Below are 15373 nucleotides of genomic sequence, written 5' to 3'. Positions count from 1 at the left end.
ATATAAAGAAAAGAACGAAACAAGTTGTTTCGTATTTTTTTATTTGTTTTAACAAAAAACTAATAAAGACAGTCAAACTATCCTTAGGAAAACTCCTAAGGACTTTTTTATATATTTAAAACCTGTATAATAAAGAGCAGAGAACATTGTGAGTAAAGTAGGTGAAGTCTGTGAGTAAATATGAAATAACAACAAAATCTTCCGAAGAAACCCAGCGATTATCAGAAAAATTAGGGGGACTTGTAAAGGCACAAGATGTAATTATTTTAGAAGGTGATCTTGGAGCTGGCAAGACGACTTTTACAAAAGGACTAGCAAAAGGTCTTGGAGTGAAAAGAGTCGTAAATAGTCCTACCTTCAATATTATTAAAGAATATAAAGGAAGGTTACCGCTATATCATATGGATGTGTATCGTTTAGCGGAAAGTGAAGAAGATTTAGGATTTGATGAGTATTTCTATGGTGAAGGGATTACAGTAGTAGAATGGGCCCATTTAATAGAAGCATATTTACCGAATGAGAAGTTGCAAATTAGTTTATTCCATGCTGGAGATGATACAAGAAAAATTGTACTCGAGCCAATTGGAAATCGCTATATTAGATTATGTGAGGAGCTATTACAAGATGAAAGTACTAGCAATTGATACTTCAAATTACGTAATGGGTGTATCCCTTATTGAGGAAGGGAACGTGATTGGGGAAATCATTACAAATTTAACAAAAAACCATTCTGTACGTCTTATGCCAGCTGTAGAGAAACTGTTAAAAGAATGCGGTGTAAAGCCGAAAGAATTGACTAAAATTGTTGTAGCTGCTGGACCAGGATCATATACAGGTGTTCGTATAGGTGTGACAGCTGCAAAAACATTAGCTTGGTCACTTCAAATACCAATTGTAGGTGTATCAAGTTTAGAAGTGGTGGCTGCAAATGGTACTAATTTTAATGGACTAATTTGTCCTTTATTTGATGGCCGACGTGGTCAAATTTACACGGGGTTATATACATATGAAGGAGAGCGTATAACTTCAATAGAAGAAGACCGAATTATTCTTATTGTTGACTGGTTGCAAATGTTAAAAGATAAAGAACAGCCTGTTTTATTTATTGGTAACGATGTTAAATTGCATAAAGAAACAATTGTAGAATATTTAGGTGATCAAGCTGTATTTGCTCCGTTCACTAAGAATAACCCAAGACCAAGTGAATTAGCATTTTTAGGATTACAAAAAGAAGAACAAGACGTGCATACGTTTGTTCCTAGCTATCTTCGTTTAGCTGAAGCTGAAACAAAATGGTTAGAAAGTCAAAAACAATAGGGGCCTACAGAAGATGGATATGATATTTAGAAAGATGGCACTCGATGATATTGCTCAAATTGTAGCTATTGAAGAAGCATCTTTTTCAACCCCTTGGACTGCAGATGCCTTTCACCGTGAATTAGAGGTGAATGAACATGCACATTATGTCGTGCTAGAAAAAGATGGTCTCGTAATTGGATATTGTGGATTGTGGATAATTCTTGATGAATCACATATAACAAATATAGCTATCCTGCCAGAATACAGAGGTCAAAAGCTAGGGGATGTCTTATTGAAAGAAGTCATTTCCGAAGCGAAAGGATTAGGAGTAAAAACAATGACACTTGAAGTACGCGTGTCAAATGAAGTAGCAAAGCAGTTGTACAGAAAATACGGATTTCAAAATGGTGGGATTCGTAAACGATACTATGCAGACAATCAGGAAGATGGTCTTGTAATGTGGGTGAATATATAATGGAAAAAAATACGATTATACTTGGTATTGAAACAAGCTGTGATGAAACAGCTGTAGCAGTTGTTAAAAATGGAACGGAAATCATTGCAAATGTCGTCGCATCACAAATTGAAAGTCATAAGCGTTTTGGCGGAGTTGTACCAGAGATTGCATCCCGTCATCATGTAGAAGAAATCACAGTTGTGTTAGAAGAAGCTTTAAAAGAAGCGAATATCACTTTTGATGATATTGATGCAATTGCTGTAACAGAAGGCCCAGGTTTAGTTGGAGCACTTTTAATAGGTGTAAATGCAGCGAAAGCTGTGGCTTTTGCTCATGATATCCCTCTAGTTGGTGTTCATCATATTGCTGGTCATATTTATGCGAACCGTTTAGTAAAAGAAGTACAATTTCCGTTATTATCGCTTGTTGTATCCGGTGGGCATACGGAGCTTGTTTATATGAAAGAACATGGTTCATTTGAAGTGATTGGTGAAACGCGAGATGATGCGGCAGGAGAAGCTTATGATAAAGTAGCTCGTACATTATCAATGCCTTATCCAGGTGGTCCTCATATTGATCGCCTTGCGCATGAAGGAAAACCAACAATTGATTTGCCTCGTGCGTGGTTAGAACCTGATTCGTATGATTTCAGCTTTAGTGGATTGAAATCAGCAGTTATCAACACTGTGCATAACGCAAAACAACGCGGTATAGAAATTGCACCAGAAGATTTAGCAGCAAGTTTCCAAGAAAGTGTAATAGATGTACTTGTAACGAAAGCGTCTCGTGCAGCAGATGCTTATAATGTAAAACAAGTGCTTCTTGCTGGTGGAGTAGCTGCTAATAAAGGGCTTCGTGCACGTTTAGAAGTAGAATTTGCACAAAAAGAAAATATAGAGCTAATTATTCCTCCTCTATCTTTATGCACAGATAATGCAGCGATGATTGCAGCTGCAGGTACAATTGCATACGAACAAGGAAAACGCGCTACATTAGCTTTAAATGCAAATCCTGGATTAGATATTGAAGCATAGTTATACACAAAATTAACCACAACTTGTGGATAAAAACCATGTTATCTGTTGATAATATGGTTTTTTTTGTGTACATAAAATGTGTATAACTTTTTTCTTGATTGTGGATAATGTGGAAAAGTTACTTGGAAGTTTATATTGTAAAGGTGGATATGTGTATAACCTTGTGGATAACGTAGATGAAGTCTGACCTTTGAAGAAATTCTTTTTTGGGAAATAAAAAACAAGGAGATGTCCAAAAAACATTTTGAAACATCCTCCTCTTGCTATACAACGTGCTACTATTGTCAATCCTTGTCGAATCGTTTATATAATTTCATTTACTATGGTATTGATTCCAAAGCAGAAAATAAAAAGGAGGTCATCTCGTCAAAAAGCCCGACTTATGAGACATCCTCCTCTTTTAAATTCTCTTATATATGCAGTTCTTCCCATTCTGCCATACAAGCTTCAAGCTGTTCTTGCAGTGTTTGTTTTTTAGTTGTAATTTCACTAGCCTTTTCATAATCTGCATATATTTCTGGTAAGCAAAGCTGGTCTTCTAAAGTAGCAATTTCTTCTTCTAAGTCTACGATATTTTGTTCCAGTTCTTCAATTTTTCGAGTACGTTGACGCTCTAACTGTTTGCGTTCTTTTTCTTCGAGATAATTTAATTTTTCTTGTGCCACCACTTTTTGAACAGGTACTTCATCTTCTTGCTCTAGTTCCGCACGTTCAATCATTTCATTTTTCTTTTCAACGTAATAATCGTAATCACCTAAATATTCTTGCGCACCTTCTGTTGATAACTCAACAACGGTTGTCGTTACGCGATTAATAAAGTAGCGGTCATGAGAGACGAATAGAAGAGTACCTGGGTAATCAATTAAAGCATTCTCCAAAATCTCTTTACTATTTAAATCAAGATGGTTCGTTGGCTCATCAAGAATTAATAAATTGGATTTTTGCATCATAAGTTTTGCAAGAGCTACTCGAGCCTTTTGTCCACCACTAAGAGAAGATACTGGTTTTAGTACATCATCCCCTGTGAATAAAAAGTTGCCGAGTATAGTGCGGATTTCTTTTTCAGGTTGCAGGGGATATTCATCCCATAGTTCATTTAAAACTCGCTTCGAAGATGTTAAGTTGGCTTGTTCTTGATCATAATAACCAACAGATACATTTGATCCGAAAGCAACATCTCCGTGTAATAGCTGTAACTTATTCACAATGGATTTTAATAATGTAGATTTTCCAATTCCGTTCGGCCCAACTAAGGCAACACTGTCACCGCGAGTTAAGCGCATATTTACATGTTCAATAATCGGGTCCTGGTCATAGCCAATAGTTGCATCTTTCACTTGTAAAACATCATTTCCACTTTGTTTTTCAATATCAAAGTGGAAGGAAGCTGATTTAGAATCGCCTAATGGTCTAGTTAATAATTCCATTCTGTCTAATTGTTTACGGCGACTTTGAGCACGTTTTGTCGTAGATGCGCGAGCTATATTTTTTTGCACAAAGTCTTCCAGTTTAGTAATTTCATCTTGTTGTTTTTCATAACGCTTCATCTCTTGCTCGTATAGAGCTGATTTTAAGTCTAAATATTTACTGTAGTTACCAACAAATCGTCGGCTTTCCTTATTAGAAATTTCGTATACTTGTGTAACGAGTTTATCTAAGAAATAACGGTCATGGGAAACGATTAAAATCGCGCCAGGATAGCCTTGTAAATATTGTTCAAGCCATGTTAGTGTCTCAATGTCCAAATGGTTTGTAGGTTCGTCTAAAATAAGTAAGTCTGGTCTAGTTAATAATAATTTCCCAAGAGCTAATCGAGTCTTTTGTCCACCACTTAATGTAGAAATTGTCGTCCGATGTGTTTCAACTGGGAAGCCAAGACCGCTTAAAATCGAGCGTATATCCGCTTCGTACTGATAGCCGCCTTGATCTTTATAATCTAATTGTAATTGGTCATAATCAGCTAATAATTTCTCGTATATAGCCGCATTTGAAAAGTTTTCTTCTTTTCCCATCTCTTGCTCTAGCCTTCGAAGTTTTGTCTCCATCTGCTGCAAGTGTGTAAAGACGGTTAACATTTCATCCCAAATTGTTAAAGACGTTTCTAATCCGGTATTTTGAGCTAAATATCCCATTGAGACATCTTTCGGCTTTATAATTTCACCACCATCATGAGATAACTCACCGGCGATAATTTTTAATAATGTAGATTTTCCGGCACCATTCCGTCCGACTAATGCGATACGATCTTTCGTTTGCACTTCCAATTTTATATTTGCAAGAATCGTTTCGGCACCGTATAATTTCGAAAGCCCGTTTACTTGTAATAAAATCAATGTTTTCACCTCAAATAATTTCTTAACTTTGCCATGTTTATATTTCTCAATCATACTAAAAATAGTGTATAGTTTAAAATAAAGAGAGAATACTTCTTCTCTTTATTATACAGGGAAATTCATAAGTACTAAACTTCTGTATTCGATTCAAGTATATGAATAAAGATAGGAAGAGAGGAGAGGTTATATGGATCAGCAAAAAATTCCACAGGCCACTGCCAAAAGATTGCCTCTATACTATCGATTTATCCAAAACTTATCTCTTTCTGGTAAGCAACGTGTTTCATCAGCCGAATTGAGTGAAGCGGTAAAGGTTGATTCCGCAACTATTCGAAGAGATTTCTCATACTTTGGAGCGTTAGGGAAAAAAGGGTATGGATATAACGTAAATTATTTATTATCATTTTTCCGCGAAACACTCGATCAAGATGATATAACACGTGTAGCACTTATTGGAGTAGGTAATTTAGGGACCGCTTTCTTACATTATAATTTCACGAAAAACAATAATACAAAAATTGAAATGGCGTTTGACGTTAGTGAAGAGAAAGTTGGAACAGAAATCGGGGGCATTCCTGTATATCATTTAGATGAATTAGAAGAAAGATTATCAAATGATATACAAGTGGCAATATTAACAGTACCCGCTACAGTAGCGCAAGCTGTGGCAGATAGATTAGCTGAAACGAATGTGCATGGTATTTTGAATTTCACACCAGCACGATTAAATGTGTCAGAGAACATTAGAATTCATCATATTGATTTAGCTGTAGAGTTACAAACACTTGTTTACTTTTTGAAAAATTATCCACAATAAAACGCAGAGGAAGCGACCTCTGCGTTTTATTATTGTTTTTTCTTTGTGAATTTGACTAATATTAGGCGAAGTGCCAAATTAAAATCAATTGTTGCCATAACTGCAAAAAGTATTGTCCACATATTCCAGATTGTATCTGTCACGTTCGTAATAGCGAAGCGTGTAAAGATACATCCAAGAAGGAAGTACAATGCAGCCATGAACAATGGTGAGTTTCTCATATTAAAAATCCTCCGATAAAGCCTTGCATTTTTTCAGCTTCTTTAATCATTTCTTGAATTTGCTCATTGCTTACTACAACTTGAGCGACTGCAACTAATGTATTCATTGCAACATGGGCTGCAATAGGTACGATAATACGCTTCGTTTTTACATATAAAAAGGCAAATACGAGCCCCATAGAAGTGTATACCAATAAGTGAGTAAAATCAAAATGAATCGCTGCGAATACAAGCGAACTAATGATAGCTGCAATAAAGAAGTTAAACTTCTTATAAAGTGTACCAAATAAAATTTTTCTAAATACGATTTCTTCTAGAATAGGGCCTATTATAGATATAACAATAAGGAACCAAGGTGTCGTTCTAGCGATGTCCATAAGTCTTGCTGTATTCTCAGAGCCAGGTGTAATCCCTAATAAACGCATTTCAATCATACCTGCAATGCTTTGTGAGAAAAGTGCTAAGAAGAACCCGATAAAAATCCAACCAACTGTAGCTGGAACAGAAGAGCGCATTTTATCTAAATGCCTGTCACGAATGTCTGTTCTGAGTAACCAAAGTACGATACATAATGCAATAAAGAAGCTAATGATTGCCCAATGGCCAGTTATGAGCTGAAATTTTTCCTCTCTAGTAAATCCCTTATTATCATATAGTCCAGTTTTCAGGAGGAGCGGTAATCCAGCAATCCCTGATAACTGCATCAAAATGTATGTAACGATAATCCACCAATATTGTTTTTTCAAATGGTTTAACCATCCTTTCTAACTCTAGTGTATGAGGTAAGATAGGATAACATGTACATATCCTACCTGTGATATAAACGTTCATCCGTATTATTATTTTTTTGTAAATCTATATTTGAAAATGGAATAGGAGACAGGAAAAAGTTGTATGTATAGCGAAAACAACTTAGGGTGTCTTTCATATTGTAACATATGAGAAGTAGAAACAACGATTCATATAGTAAAGGCATTAGAAGGTGCAGCAATTCTATATAGAAACGTTTATAAGGTAATTTGCGAAAAAATTATGATTTTTTTACTTGCAAAAGAAATTGAGATTATTTATTATTAGAAGTGTGTTAGCACTCGGGTGACTTGAGTGCTAATAAATAAAATTTACATAAGAAAATGAGGAGGTTATTGTTCATGCTAAAGCCATTAGGTGATCGCGTTGTAATTGAACTTGTTCAAGCAGAAGAAAAAACAGCAAGTGGTATTGTATTACCAGACACTGCAAAAGAAAAACCACAAGAGGGTAAAGTTATTGCAGTAGGTACTGGCCGAGTGCTTGAAAATGGTGAGCGTGTTGCTTTAGAGGTAGCAGCAGGTGATCTTATCATCTTCTCAAAATATGCAGGTACTGAAGTGAAATACGAAGGTACAGACTACTTGATTTTACGTGAAAGTGACATTTTAGCAATTATCGGTTAATTATATACATTTTAAAAATCCAAGGGGGTCAATTATTATGGCAAAAGATATTAAATTTAGTGAAGAAGCACGTCGTTCGATGCTTCGCGGTGTCGACACTCTTGCAAACGCAGTAAAAGTAACGCTTGGACCAAAAGGTCGTAACGTTGTACTTGAGAAAAAATTTGGTTCACCACTTATTACAAATGACGGTGTAACAATCGCAAAAGAAATCGAATTAGAAGATGCATTCGAAAACATGGGTGCAAAATTAGTAGCAGAAGTTGCTAGCAAAACAAATGATGTAGCTGGTGACGGAACGACAACTGCAACTGTATTAGCACAAGCTATGATTCGTGAAGGTCTTAAAAACGTAACAGCTGGTGCAAACCCAATGGGTCTTCGTAAAGGTATCGAAAAAGCTGTTACTGCTGCAATTGAAGAATTAAAAGCGATCTCTAAACCAATCGAAGGTAAATCTTCTATCGCACAAGTAGCTGCTATTTCTTCGGCTGACGAAGAAGTAGGTCAATTAATCGCTGAAGCAATGGAGCGCGTTGGTAACGACGGCGTTATTACTTTAGAAGAATCTAAAGGATTCACAACAGAATTAGACGTAGTAGAAGGTATGCAATTTGATCGTGGATATGCATCTCCTTACATGATTACTGATTCTGACAAAATGGAAGCGGTTCTTGATAACCCATATATCTTAATTACTGACAAGAAGATTTCTAACATTCAAGAAATCTTACCAGTATTAGAGCAAGTGGTACAACAAGGTAAACCACTTCTTATCATTGCTGAAGATGTAGAAGGCGAAGCTTTAGCTACATTAGTAGTGAACAAACTTCGTGGTACATTCAATGTAGTAGCTGTTAAAGCTCCTGGATTTGGTGACCGTCGTAAAGCCATGCTAGAAGATATCGCAATCTTAACTGGTGGCGAAGTAATCACTGAAGAATTAGGACGTGACTTAAAATCTGCTACAGTTGCATCTTTAGGACGCGCTGGTAAAATCGTTGTAACGAAAGAAAACACAACTGTAGTTGAAGGTATTGGAAACACAGAACAAATCGGAGCTCGCATCGGTCAAATCCGTGCGCAATTAGAAGAAACAACTTCTGAATTCGATCGTGAAAAATTACAAGAGCGTCTTGCGAAACTTGCGGGCGGCGTAGCGGTAATTAAAGTAGGTGCAGCAACTGAAACTGAGTTGAAAGAGCGCAAACTTCGCATTGAAGATGCACTTAACTCAACTCGTGCAGCAGTAGAAGAGGGTATCGTTGCAGGTGGTGGTACTTCACTTATGAACGTATACACGAAAGTAGCTTCTATCGTAGCTGAAGGCGACGAAGCAACAGGTATCAACATCGTACTTCGCGCACTAGAAGAGCCAGTTCGTCAAATCGCAATCAACGCTGGTCTAGAAGGATCTGTAGTTGTAGAGCGTCTAAAAGGCGAAAAAGTAGGCGTTGGTTTCAACGCAGCTACTGGCGAATGGGTTAACATGCTTGAGTCTGGTATCGTAGATCCAGCTAAAGTAACTCGTTCTGCACTTCAAAACGCAGCATCTGTTGCAGCTATGTTCTTAACAACTGAAGCTGTAGTTGCTGACAAGCCAGAACCAGCTGGTTCTGCTGGAATGCCTGACATGGGCGGCATGGGCATGGGCGGTATGGGCGGAATGATGTAATTCCGTTTGCCCGAAAAACATCCACTTCTATATAGAAGTGGATGTTTTTTTTGTGTTTTTGAGAGAAGGAAATTAATTTCTGTAGAATTTTGTCGCTTTCTCTCTTGACCATACTGACACTTCATTGTTAGAATCTAGGAAGATAATATAAAACGATCCTTCATATATCCTCAATGATATGGTTTGAGAGTCTCTACCGGGTTACCGTAAACAACCTGACTATGAAGGCAGTGTGTCTTATATTTATAAAGAGCGGAGACTATCTTTCTTTATAAAGCCAGACCCCTGCCTTTTCTTTGTTATGAGACTAGAGGCGGAGGACTGGCTTTTTTTATTATATTGGTAATGCTTTTCGCCAAATTGGTGAAAATATTTATATACGAGAACTAACGTTGGGGTGATTATTTTGAAGAAGCAGCATGATACAATTATCGTTTTAGATTTTGGGAGTCAGTACAATCAGTTAATAGCACGTCGAATTCGTGAGTTCGGTGTATACAGTGAACTTCATCCGCATACAATTACTGCAGAAGAAATTAAAGCAATGAATCCAAAAGGGATTATTTTCTCTGGTGGACCAAATAGTGTATACGGTGAAGGTGCATTACATTGTGATGAAAAAATCTTTGAACTAGGATTACCGATTTTCGGTATCTGTTACGGTATGCAGCTTATGACGCAACACTTCGGTGGTAAAGTAGAACGTGCCAACCACCGTGAGTACGGAAAAGCTGTTCTTAAAGTAGAGAACGAATCAAAATTATATGCGAACCTTCCAGAAGAGCAAGTTGTATGGATGAGCCATGGTGACTTAGTAACTGGTTTACCTGAAGGATTCGTAGTAGATGCAACAAGTGAGTCTTGTCCAATTGCTGGTATGAGCAATGAAGCGGAAAACTTATACGGTGTACAATTCCACCCAGAAGTACGTCACTCTGAGCACGGTAACGATTTAATTAAAAACTTCGTATTCGGCGTATGTGGTTGTTCTGAAGGATGGAACATGGAGAACTTTATCGAAGTAGAATTAGAGAAAATCCGTGAAACTGTTGGAGACAAAAAAGTATTATGCGCACTTAGTGGCGGTGTAGACTCTTCTGTTGTAGCAGTATTAATTCATAAGGCGATTGGTGACCAATTAACATGTATTTTCGTTGACCACGGTTTACTTCGTAAAGATGAAGCAGAAGGTGTTATGAAAACATTTAGCGAAGGCTTCCATATGAACGTTATTAAAGTGGATGCACAAGAGCGCTTCATGAACAAGTTAAAAGGTGTAGAAGATCCAGAGCAAAAACGTAAAATCATCGGTAATGAATTCATTTACGTATTTGATGATGAAGCTTCTAAATTACAAGGAATGGACTTCCTAGCGCAAGGTACACTTTACACGGACATCGTTGAAAGTGGTACAGCAACTGCACAAACAATTAAATCTCACCATAACGTTGGTGGACTTCCAGAAGACATGCAGTTCAAATTAATTGAGCCTTTAAACACTTTATTTAAAGATGAAGTACGTGTATTAGGATCAGAACTAGGAATTCCTGATGAAATCGTATGGCGTCAACCGTTCCCAGGTCCAGGACTTGGTATTCGTGTATTAGGTGAAATTACAGAAGAGAAATTAGAAATCGTTCGTGAATCTGATGCGATTTTACGTGAAGAAATCCAAAAAGCAGGATTAGAACGTGAAGTTTGGCAATATTTCACTGCGCTTCCTGGTATGCGTAGTGTAGGTGTTATGGGTGACGAGCGTACTTACGATTACACAGTAGGTATCCGTGCAGTAACATCTATCGACGGTATGACAGCTGACTGGGCACGTATCCCTTGGGACGTATTAGAGAAAATCTCTGTACGTATCGTAAACGAAGTAAAACACGTTAACCGTATCGTGTATGATATAACGAGTAAGCCACCAGCAACTATTGAATGGGAATAGTATTATAATAAAAGATCCATCTATCATTTATAGATGGATCTTTTTGTTTTTAAGGGATTATACGAACGAAATTATAAAAGTTTGTAAAAATGTTCGTTTTTAAATTGACAAAACCACCTCATCGAGTTAATATGAGTATGTAATTCAAACAAAAAGTGAATATTATGCCGTCGTATAATATCGGGGATATGGCCCGAAAGTTTCTACCTAGCTACCGTAAATGGCTTGACTACGAGGCGTTTTGATAAAGATGAGGGGAAACTTGTCTTTGTTTATAGAACGCTTCCATGTATATGCAATGGGAGCCTTTTTTATTTTTATAGATAAAAGAGGGCTAGGGTGAAATGCGGCGAGTAATCATATAACGGGGGAAACGTAGGATGAAACGCTATTTTCAGTTTGATGAGCTCGGTACAAATTATAAGACTGAGTTCATAGCAGGGTTAACGACATTTCTATCTATGGCTTACGTACTATTTGTCAATCCTGCTACGCTGTCGCTTGGAAATGTTAAAGGATTACCGGCAGGTACAGGAATGGATCCAGGTGCAGTATTCGTTGCTACAGCATTAGCAGCGGCGATTGGTTCGTTAATTATGGGGATATTTGCGAAGTATCCGATTGCTTTAGCGCCAGGTATGGGAATAAACGCGTTCTTTGCTTATACAGCGGTGTTAACGATGGGAATTCCGTGGCAAACGGCGATTGCTGGAACATTAATGTCAGGTATTATCTTTATTATTCTTACTGCTTCAGGTATTCGTGAAAAAATCATTAATGCAATTCCAGTAGAGTTAAAGTTTGCGGTAGCGGCGGGTATCGGATTATTCATTGCCTTCCTTGGATTCCAAAATGCCGGAATTATCGTGAAAAATGATGCTGTTCTTGTTGGATTGGGGGATTTAACAAAGGGCACAACGTTACTAGCGATCTTCGGAGTTGTTATTACAATCATCTTCATGATTAAGAAAATAAATGGTGCAGTATTCTACGGTATGATTCTTACGGCAATCTTAGGAGTGGCAACAGGATTAATTGATACTCCGAAAGCGGTAGTGGGAGCAATACCGAGTCTAGAACCAACGTTCGGTGTTGCGTTAACGCACTTCGGGGATATTTTCACTGTTCAAATGGGGATTGTTATTATAACGTTCTTCTTTATTGATTTCTTTGATACAGCAGGTACGCTTGTAGCGGTTGCGAATCAAGCTGGATTAATGAAGAACAATAAATTACCACGTGCAGGAAAAGCATTATTTGCAGATGCGATTGCAACTGTAATTGGTGCAATTCTAGGTACATCTACTACGACGTCTTACATTGAATCGTCTGCGGGGGTAGCGGCAGGAGGACGTTCTGGATTTACAGCAGTTGTAACAGCAGGATTCTTCTTACTGGCACTTTTCTTCTCGCCACTATTAAGTGTTGTGACACCAGCTGTAACGGCACCAGCTTTAATTATTGTAGGAATCTTGATGGTTTCGTCTTTAGGAGAAATTGATTGGAAGAAATTCGAGATTGCAGTACCAGCGTTCTTTACAATCATCTCTATGCCACTTACGTATAGTATAGCAACAGGAATCGCGATTGGATTTATCTTCTATCCAATTACAATGGTTGTGAGTGGTCGTCGTAAAGAGATTCATCCAATTATGTATGTTATGGGAGTTTTATTCGTACTATATTTCATCTACGTTCGTAAATAAAAGGGGTTTTTTGAAAGGTCTAGACTCAAGGGGAGTCTAGACCTTTTTTGCGTCTTCAGAAAATCTTAAGGATTTCCGAACGTTTTTCTTCAGAAGTTTTCTTATAATAGAAGTTAGGGGATTAAAAAATGATGGGGGAGATATTGTGGCAGGAGAAACAATACTTGTTGTAGATGATGAAAAAGAAATTAGGAACCTTATTACAATATATTTAAAGAATGAAGGATATAAAGTACTGCAGGCAGGGGACGGAGAAGAAGGGTTACTTATATTAGAAGAAAATGAAGTGCATTTAGTTGTATTGGATATTATGATGCCGAAAGTAGATGGTATTCATATGTGTATGAAAGTAAGAGAAGCGAAGGAAATGCCGATTATTATGCTTTCGGCAAAAACGCAAGATATGGATAAAATTTTAGGATTAACAACAGGTGCAGATGATTACGTAACGAAACCATTTAATCCGTTAGAGTTAATCGCAAGAATTAAATCGCAGCTACGTCGTTATATGAAAATGAATGGTTTTGCTATTCAAAATGAGGACGAGTTAGAAATTGGGGATATGGCAATAAACATTTCAACTCATAAAGTCATTGTAGAGGGAGAAGAAGTGAAACTAACTCCGAGGGAATTTTCAATTTTAGAATTGCTAGCTCGTAATCCCGGTATGGTCTTTAGCGCTGAGCAAATTTATGAAAAAGTTTGGAACGAAAGATCTTTCCAGTCTGATAATACTGTAATGGTACATATTCGAAAAGTACGTGAAAAGATTGAGGAGAATCCAAGGAAGCCGAGATATATAAAAACAGTATGGGGAGTGGGGTATAAGATTGAAAAAGATATTTAATCCATTTACTTATATTAGGGAAGCTAGAAGATTAGTTGGGAAACTAGTGAAGAGCGTTAAGCAGAGTATAAGAATTCAACTGATTACTACTTTTGCAGCTTGTGCGTTATTAGGAGTTTTATCATCGAAAGCAGCAGCGCCATTTTTTGAGAATGCGAATCGTGAAGCGACTATCGATTATCGGGCAGGTATGGAGCAAATTAACCAACAAGCTCAAAGTGCTGCAAATAGCTCGGTTCATGAAAATAAATTAGAAGCTATATCAAATATGATCGAAATGGAGAACCAAATTTTAGAACAAGGATCTAGAGCTTTAAAAATATTAGTTACTGACGAAAGTGGTAAAGTTTTATATAAAACGAAGCAAGCACAAGAGGAGCAAATAGACTTGCATAATACGATTCGTAATGCAGCGTCATTTGCGATTAATTATGCAAATGATAGAAATGAGTTTGAAAGTACGAGAAAAGAATTTATAGCTTTTGCACCTATTACAATTGAAGGGAAGAATTTGTACATGTTTGTTAGTGGGATTCCGGAAGGTGAAGTAATATATGATACACAAGAAGGACCGTTTCCATTTTTAATAGGTGTCCTTGTATTCATTTTCTCTTTCTTCTATATAACAAAGAGAAAGATGAAGCAGATCGAAGCGATGGCAGAAGGTGTGAAAGAAATAGAAAAAGGAAACTTGGCTTATCGTATTGAGAAGAAAGGTGAAGATGAAATCGCTGCTTTAACTGAGAATATTAACAATATGGCAGAAGAGCTCATGTATAACATTGAGAAGGAGCGTAAACTTGAGAAACAAAAAAATGAACTTATTACAAATGTATCTCATGATTTGCGTACACCACTTACTTCTATTATGGGGTACTTACGATTACTTAGAGATTCTAAATATGAAAACAAAGAACAATATGATGAGTATACAAGAATTGCTTTTGCGAAGTCGGAGCAGTTAAGGAATTTAATAGAAGATTTATTTGAGTATACGAAGTTAACGAATGAACAAGTTGTATTAGAAAAACAAGAAGTGTGTGTAAATGAGTTGCTTGATCAATTAATAGAAGAGTTAGTACCGCAGGCAGAAGAGCATGGGCTTTCATTTGTTAAGAAATTTCCTGAGGAACGTGCGCATGCAATGATTGACTCGGAAAAGATGGTCCGTGTATTCGACAACTTGCTAATGAATGCGATTAAGTATAGTAAAGATGACGGAGAGATAAAGGTTTCTCTGCAAAGACAGCGCAGGGATATACAAATCGTTATTGCAAATCATAGTGAAGAGTTTACGAGAGAAGAGTTAGGGAACTTGTTTGAACGGTTTTATAAGAAAGATCAATCTAGAAGTAGAGTAACAGAAGGTTCGGGGCTCGGATTAGCTATTGCGAAAAGTATTGTTGAGTTGCAAGGTGGTAGTATTCGAGCTGAGTATGAGGACGGGATCGTTCAGTTCATCGTTTCATTACCAATTATAGAAAAATAATAAATGAATAGAATGTTGTAGGATAAAAAGGCTTATTTTAAAAGGAATAAGTCTTTTTATATTTTTTTAGAAAAACATATTGACGATTAGAGTTTAGGGGTGTAATATAAA

14 protein-coding genes and 2 riboswitches are annotated in these 15373 nt (G+C 37.0%); of the genes, 11 read left to right on the top strand and 3 right to left on the bottom strand.

Features of this window, described 5'->3' with window-relative positions; translation table 11 throughout:
- Nucleotides 1–170 precede the first annotated feature (170 nt).
- Genes tsaE through tsaD form a run of 4 tightly spaced genes read left to right on the top strand, consistent with a single transcriptional unit; the run spans nt 171 to nt 2790 of the window.
- The gene (gene tsaE / locus FT637_RS28280) at nt 171–644 is read left to right on the top strand and encodes a tRNA (adenosine(37)-N6)-threonylcarbamoyltransferase complex ATPase subunit type 1 TsaE (protein WP_002113433.1); all 474 of its coding nucleotides are present in this window, start codon (nt 171–173) and stop codon (nt 642–644) included.
- Nucleotides 625–1317, top strand: coding sequence for a tRNA (adenosine(37)-N6)-threonylcarbamoyltransferase complex dimerization subunit type 1 TsaB (gene tsaB, locus FT637_RS28275; RefSeq protein ID WP_002124827.1), 693 nt, complete (start codon nt 625–627; stop codon nt 1315–1317). The genes tsaE and tsaB overlap by 20 nt, the downstream gene beginning before the upstream one ends.
- 13 nt (nt 1318–1330) lie before the next feature.
- The gene (rimI, locus tag FT637_RS28270; RefSeq protein ID WP_193649073.1) at nt 1331–1774 is read left to right on the top strand and encodes a ribosomal protein S18-alanine N-acetyltransferase; all 444 of its coding nucleotides are present in this window, start codon (nt 1331–1333) and stop codon (nt 1772–1774) included.
- A complete protein-coding gene (tsaD, locus tag FT637_RS28265; protein WP_105588127.1) occupies nt 1774–2790 on the top strand; it encodes a tRNA (adenosine(37)-N6)-threonylcarbamoyltransferase complex transferase subunit TsaD in 1017 nt (338 codons plus the stop codon). The genes rimI and tsaD overlap by 1 nt, the downstream gene beginning before the upstream one ends.
- Nucleotides 2791–3203: 413 nt before the next feature.
- Here tsaD and FT637_RS28260 read toward each other — a convergent pair whose 3' ends face one another.
- Nucleotides 3204–5126: an ABC-F family ATP-binding cassette domain-containing protein gene (locus tag FT637_RS28260; RefSeq protein ID WP_227494003.1), complete on the bottom strand. Its 1923-nt coding sequence runs from the start codon at nt 5124–5126 to the stop codon at nt 3204–3206.
- Between the two features lie 187 nt (nt 5127–5313).
- Between FT637_RS28260 and FT637_RS28255 the strand changes: the two genes are divergently transcribed.
- Nucleotides 5314–5943: a redox-sensing transcriptional repressor Rex gene (locus FT637_RS28255; RefSeq protein ID WP_098295090.1), complete on the top strand. Its 630-nt coding sequence runs from the start codon at nt 5314–5316 to the stop codon at nt 5941–5943.
- A gap of 29 nt (nt 5944–5972) precedes the next feature.
- On the opposite strand, the gene FT637_RS28250 is transcribed toward FT637_RS28255, so the two are convergent.
- Both FT637_RS28250 and FT637_RS28245 read right to left on the bottom strand, forming a co-directional pair.
- Nucleotides 5973–6164, bottom strand: a complete 192-nt coding sequence (locus tag FT637_RS28250) for a YdiK family protein (protein WP_001246201.1) — start codon at nt 6162–6164, stop codon at nt 5973–5975.
- A complete protein-coding gene (locus FT637_RS28245) occupies nt 6161–6910 on the bottom strand; it encodes a CPBP family intramembrane glutamic endopeptidase (protein WP_193649071.1) in 750 nt (249 codons plus the stop codon). The genes FT637_RS28250 and FT637_RS28245 overlap by 4 nt, the downstream gene beginning before the upstream one ends.
- A 405-nt stretch (nt 6911–7315) precedes the next feature.
- Between FT637_RS28245 and groES the strand changes: the two genes are divergently transcribed.
- The 6 genes from groES to FT637_RS28215 all read left to right on the top strand — a co-directional run bounded on the left by groES (nt 7316) and on the right by FT637_RS28215 (nt 15262).
- The gene (gene groES / locus FT637_RS28240; RefSeq protein ID WP_000917305.1) at nt 7316–7600 is read left to right on the top strand and encodes a co-chaperone GroES; all 285 of its coding nucleotides are present in this window, start codon (nt 7316–7318) and stop codon (nt 7598–7600) included.
- A 37-nt stretch (nt 7601–7637) separates the two neighbouring features.
- Nucleotides 7638–9275, top strand: a complete 1638-nt coding sequence (gene groL / locus FT637_RS28235; protein ID WP_193649070.1) for a chaperonin GroEL — start codon at nt 7638–7640, stop codon at nt 9273–9275.
- A gap of 140 nt (nt 9276–9415) precedes the next feature.
- Nucleotides 9416–9517, top strand: a riboswitch (purine riboswitch).
- 164 nt (nt 9518–9681) lie between these two features.
- Entirely contained in the window at nt 9682–11220 is a 1539-nt protein-coding gene (gene guaA / locus FT637_RS28230; RefSeq protein ID WP_227494002.1) for a glutamine-hydrolyzing GMP synthase, read from the top strand.
- 150 nt (nt 11221–11370) lie between these two features.
- Nucleotides 11371–11472: riboswitch (purine riboswitch) on the top strand.
- Nucleotides 11473–11600: 128 nt separating this feature from the next.
- Nucleotides 11601–12926 carry an NCS2 family permease gene (locus tag FT637_RS28225; RefSeq protein WP_193649069.1) on the top strand — a complete coding sequence of 442 codons (1326 nt, stop codon included), beginning with the start codon at nt 11601–11603 and terminating at the stop codon, nt 12924–12926.
- A gap of 145 nt (nt 12927–13071) precedes the next feature.
- The gene (locus FT637_RS28220; RefSeq protein ID WP_193649068.1) at nt 13072–13773 is read left to right on the top strand and encodes a response regulator transcription factor; all 702 of its coding nucleotides are present in this window, start codon (nt 13072–13074) and stop codon (nt 13771–13773) included.
- Nucleotides 13757–15262, top strand: a complete 1506-nt coding sequence (locus tag FT637_RS28215; RefSeq protein WP_193649067.1) for an ATP-binding protein — start codon at nt 13757–13759, stop codon at nt 15260–15262. The genes FT637_RS28220 and FT637_RS28215 overlap by 17 nt, the downstream gene beginning before the upstream one ends.
- Nucleotides 15263–15373 lie beyond the last annotated feature (111 nt).

The organism is Bacillus cereus, assembly GCF_015071065.1.
GTDB classification, from domain to species: domain Bacteria; phylum Bacillota; class Bacilli; order Bacillales; family Bacillaceae_G; genus Bacillus_A; species Bacillus_A cereus_BA.
Note: the sequence above shows the minus strand (reverse complement) of the source record. Positions and strands in the feature narration are given on the sequence as shown.

What these genes read in the sequence shown, in the direction of transcription:
- tsaD (WP_105588127.1), top strand. Translation starts at nt 1,774, where the DNA reads ATGGAAAAAAATACGATTATACTTGGTATTGAAACAAGCTGTGATGAA.
- FT637_RS28250 (WP_001246201.1), bottom strand. Translation starts at nt 6,164, where the DNA reads ATGAGAAACTCACCATTGTTCATGGCTGCATTGTACTTCCTTCTTGGA.
- rimI (WP_193649073.1), top strand. Translation starts at nt 1,331, where the DNA reads ATGGATATGATATTTAGAAAGATGGCACTCGATGATATTGCTCAAATT.
- FT637_RS28225 (WP_193649069.1), top strand. Translation starts at nt 11,601, where the DNA reads ATGAAACGCTATTTTCAGTTTGATGAGCTCGGTACAAATTATAAGACT.
- tsaB (WP_002124827.1), top strand. Translation starts at nt 625, where the DNA reads ATGAAAGTACTAGCAATTGATACTTCAAATTACGTAATGGGTGTATCC.
- groES (WP_000917305.1), top strand. Translation starts at nt 7,316, where the DNA reads ATGCTAAAGCCATTAGGTGATCGCGTTGTAATTGAACTTGTTCAAGCA.
- FT637_RS28255 (WP_098295090.1), top strand. Translation starts at nt 5,314, where the DNA reads ATGGATCAGCAAAAAATTCCACAGGCCACTGCCAAAAGATTGCCTCTA.
- groL (WP_193649070.1), top strand. Translation starts at nt 7,638, where the DNA reads ATGGCAAAAGATATTAAATTTAGTGAAGAAGCACGTCGTTCGATGCTT.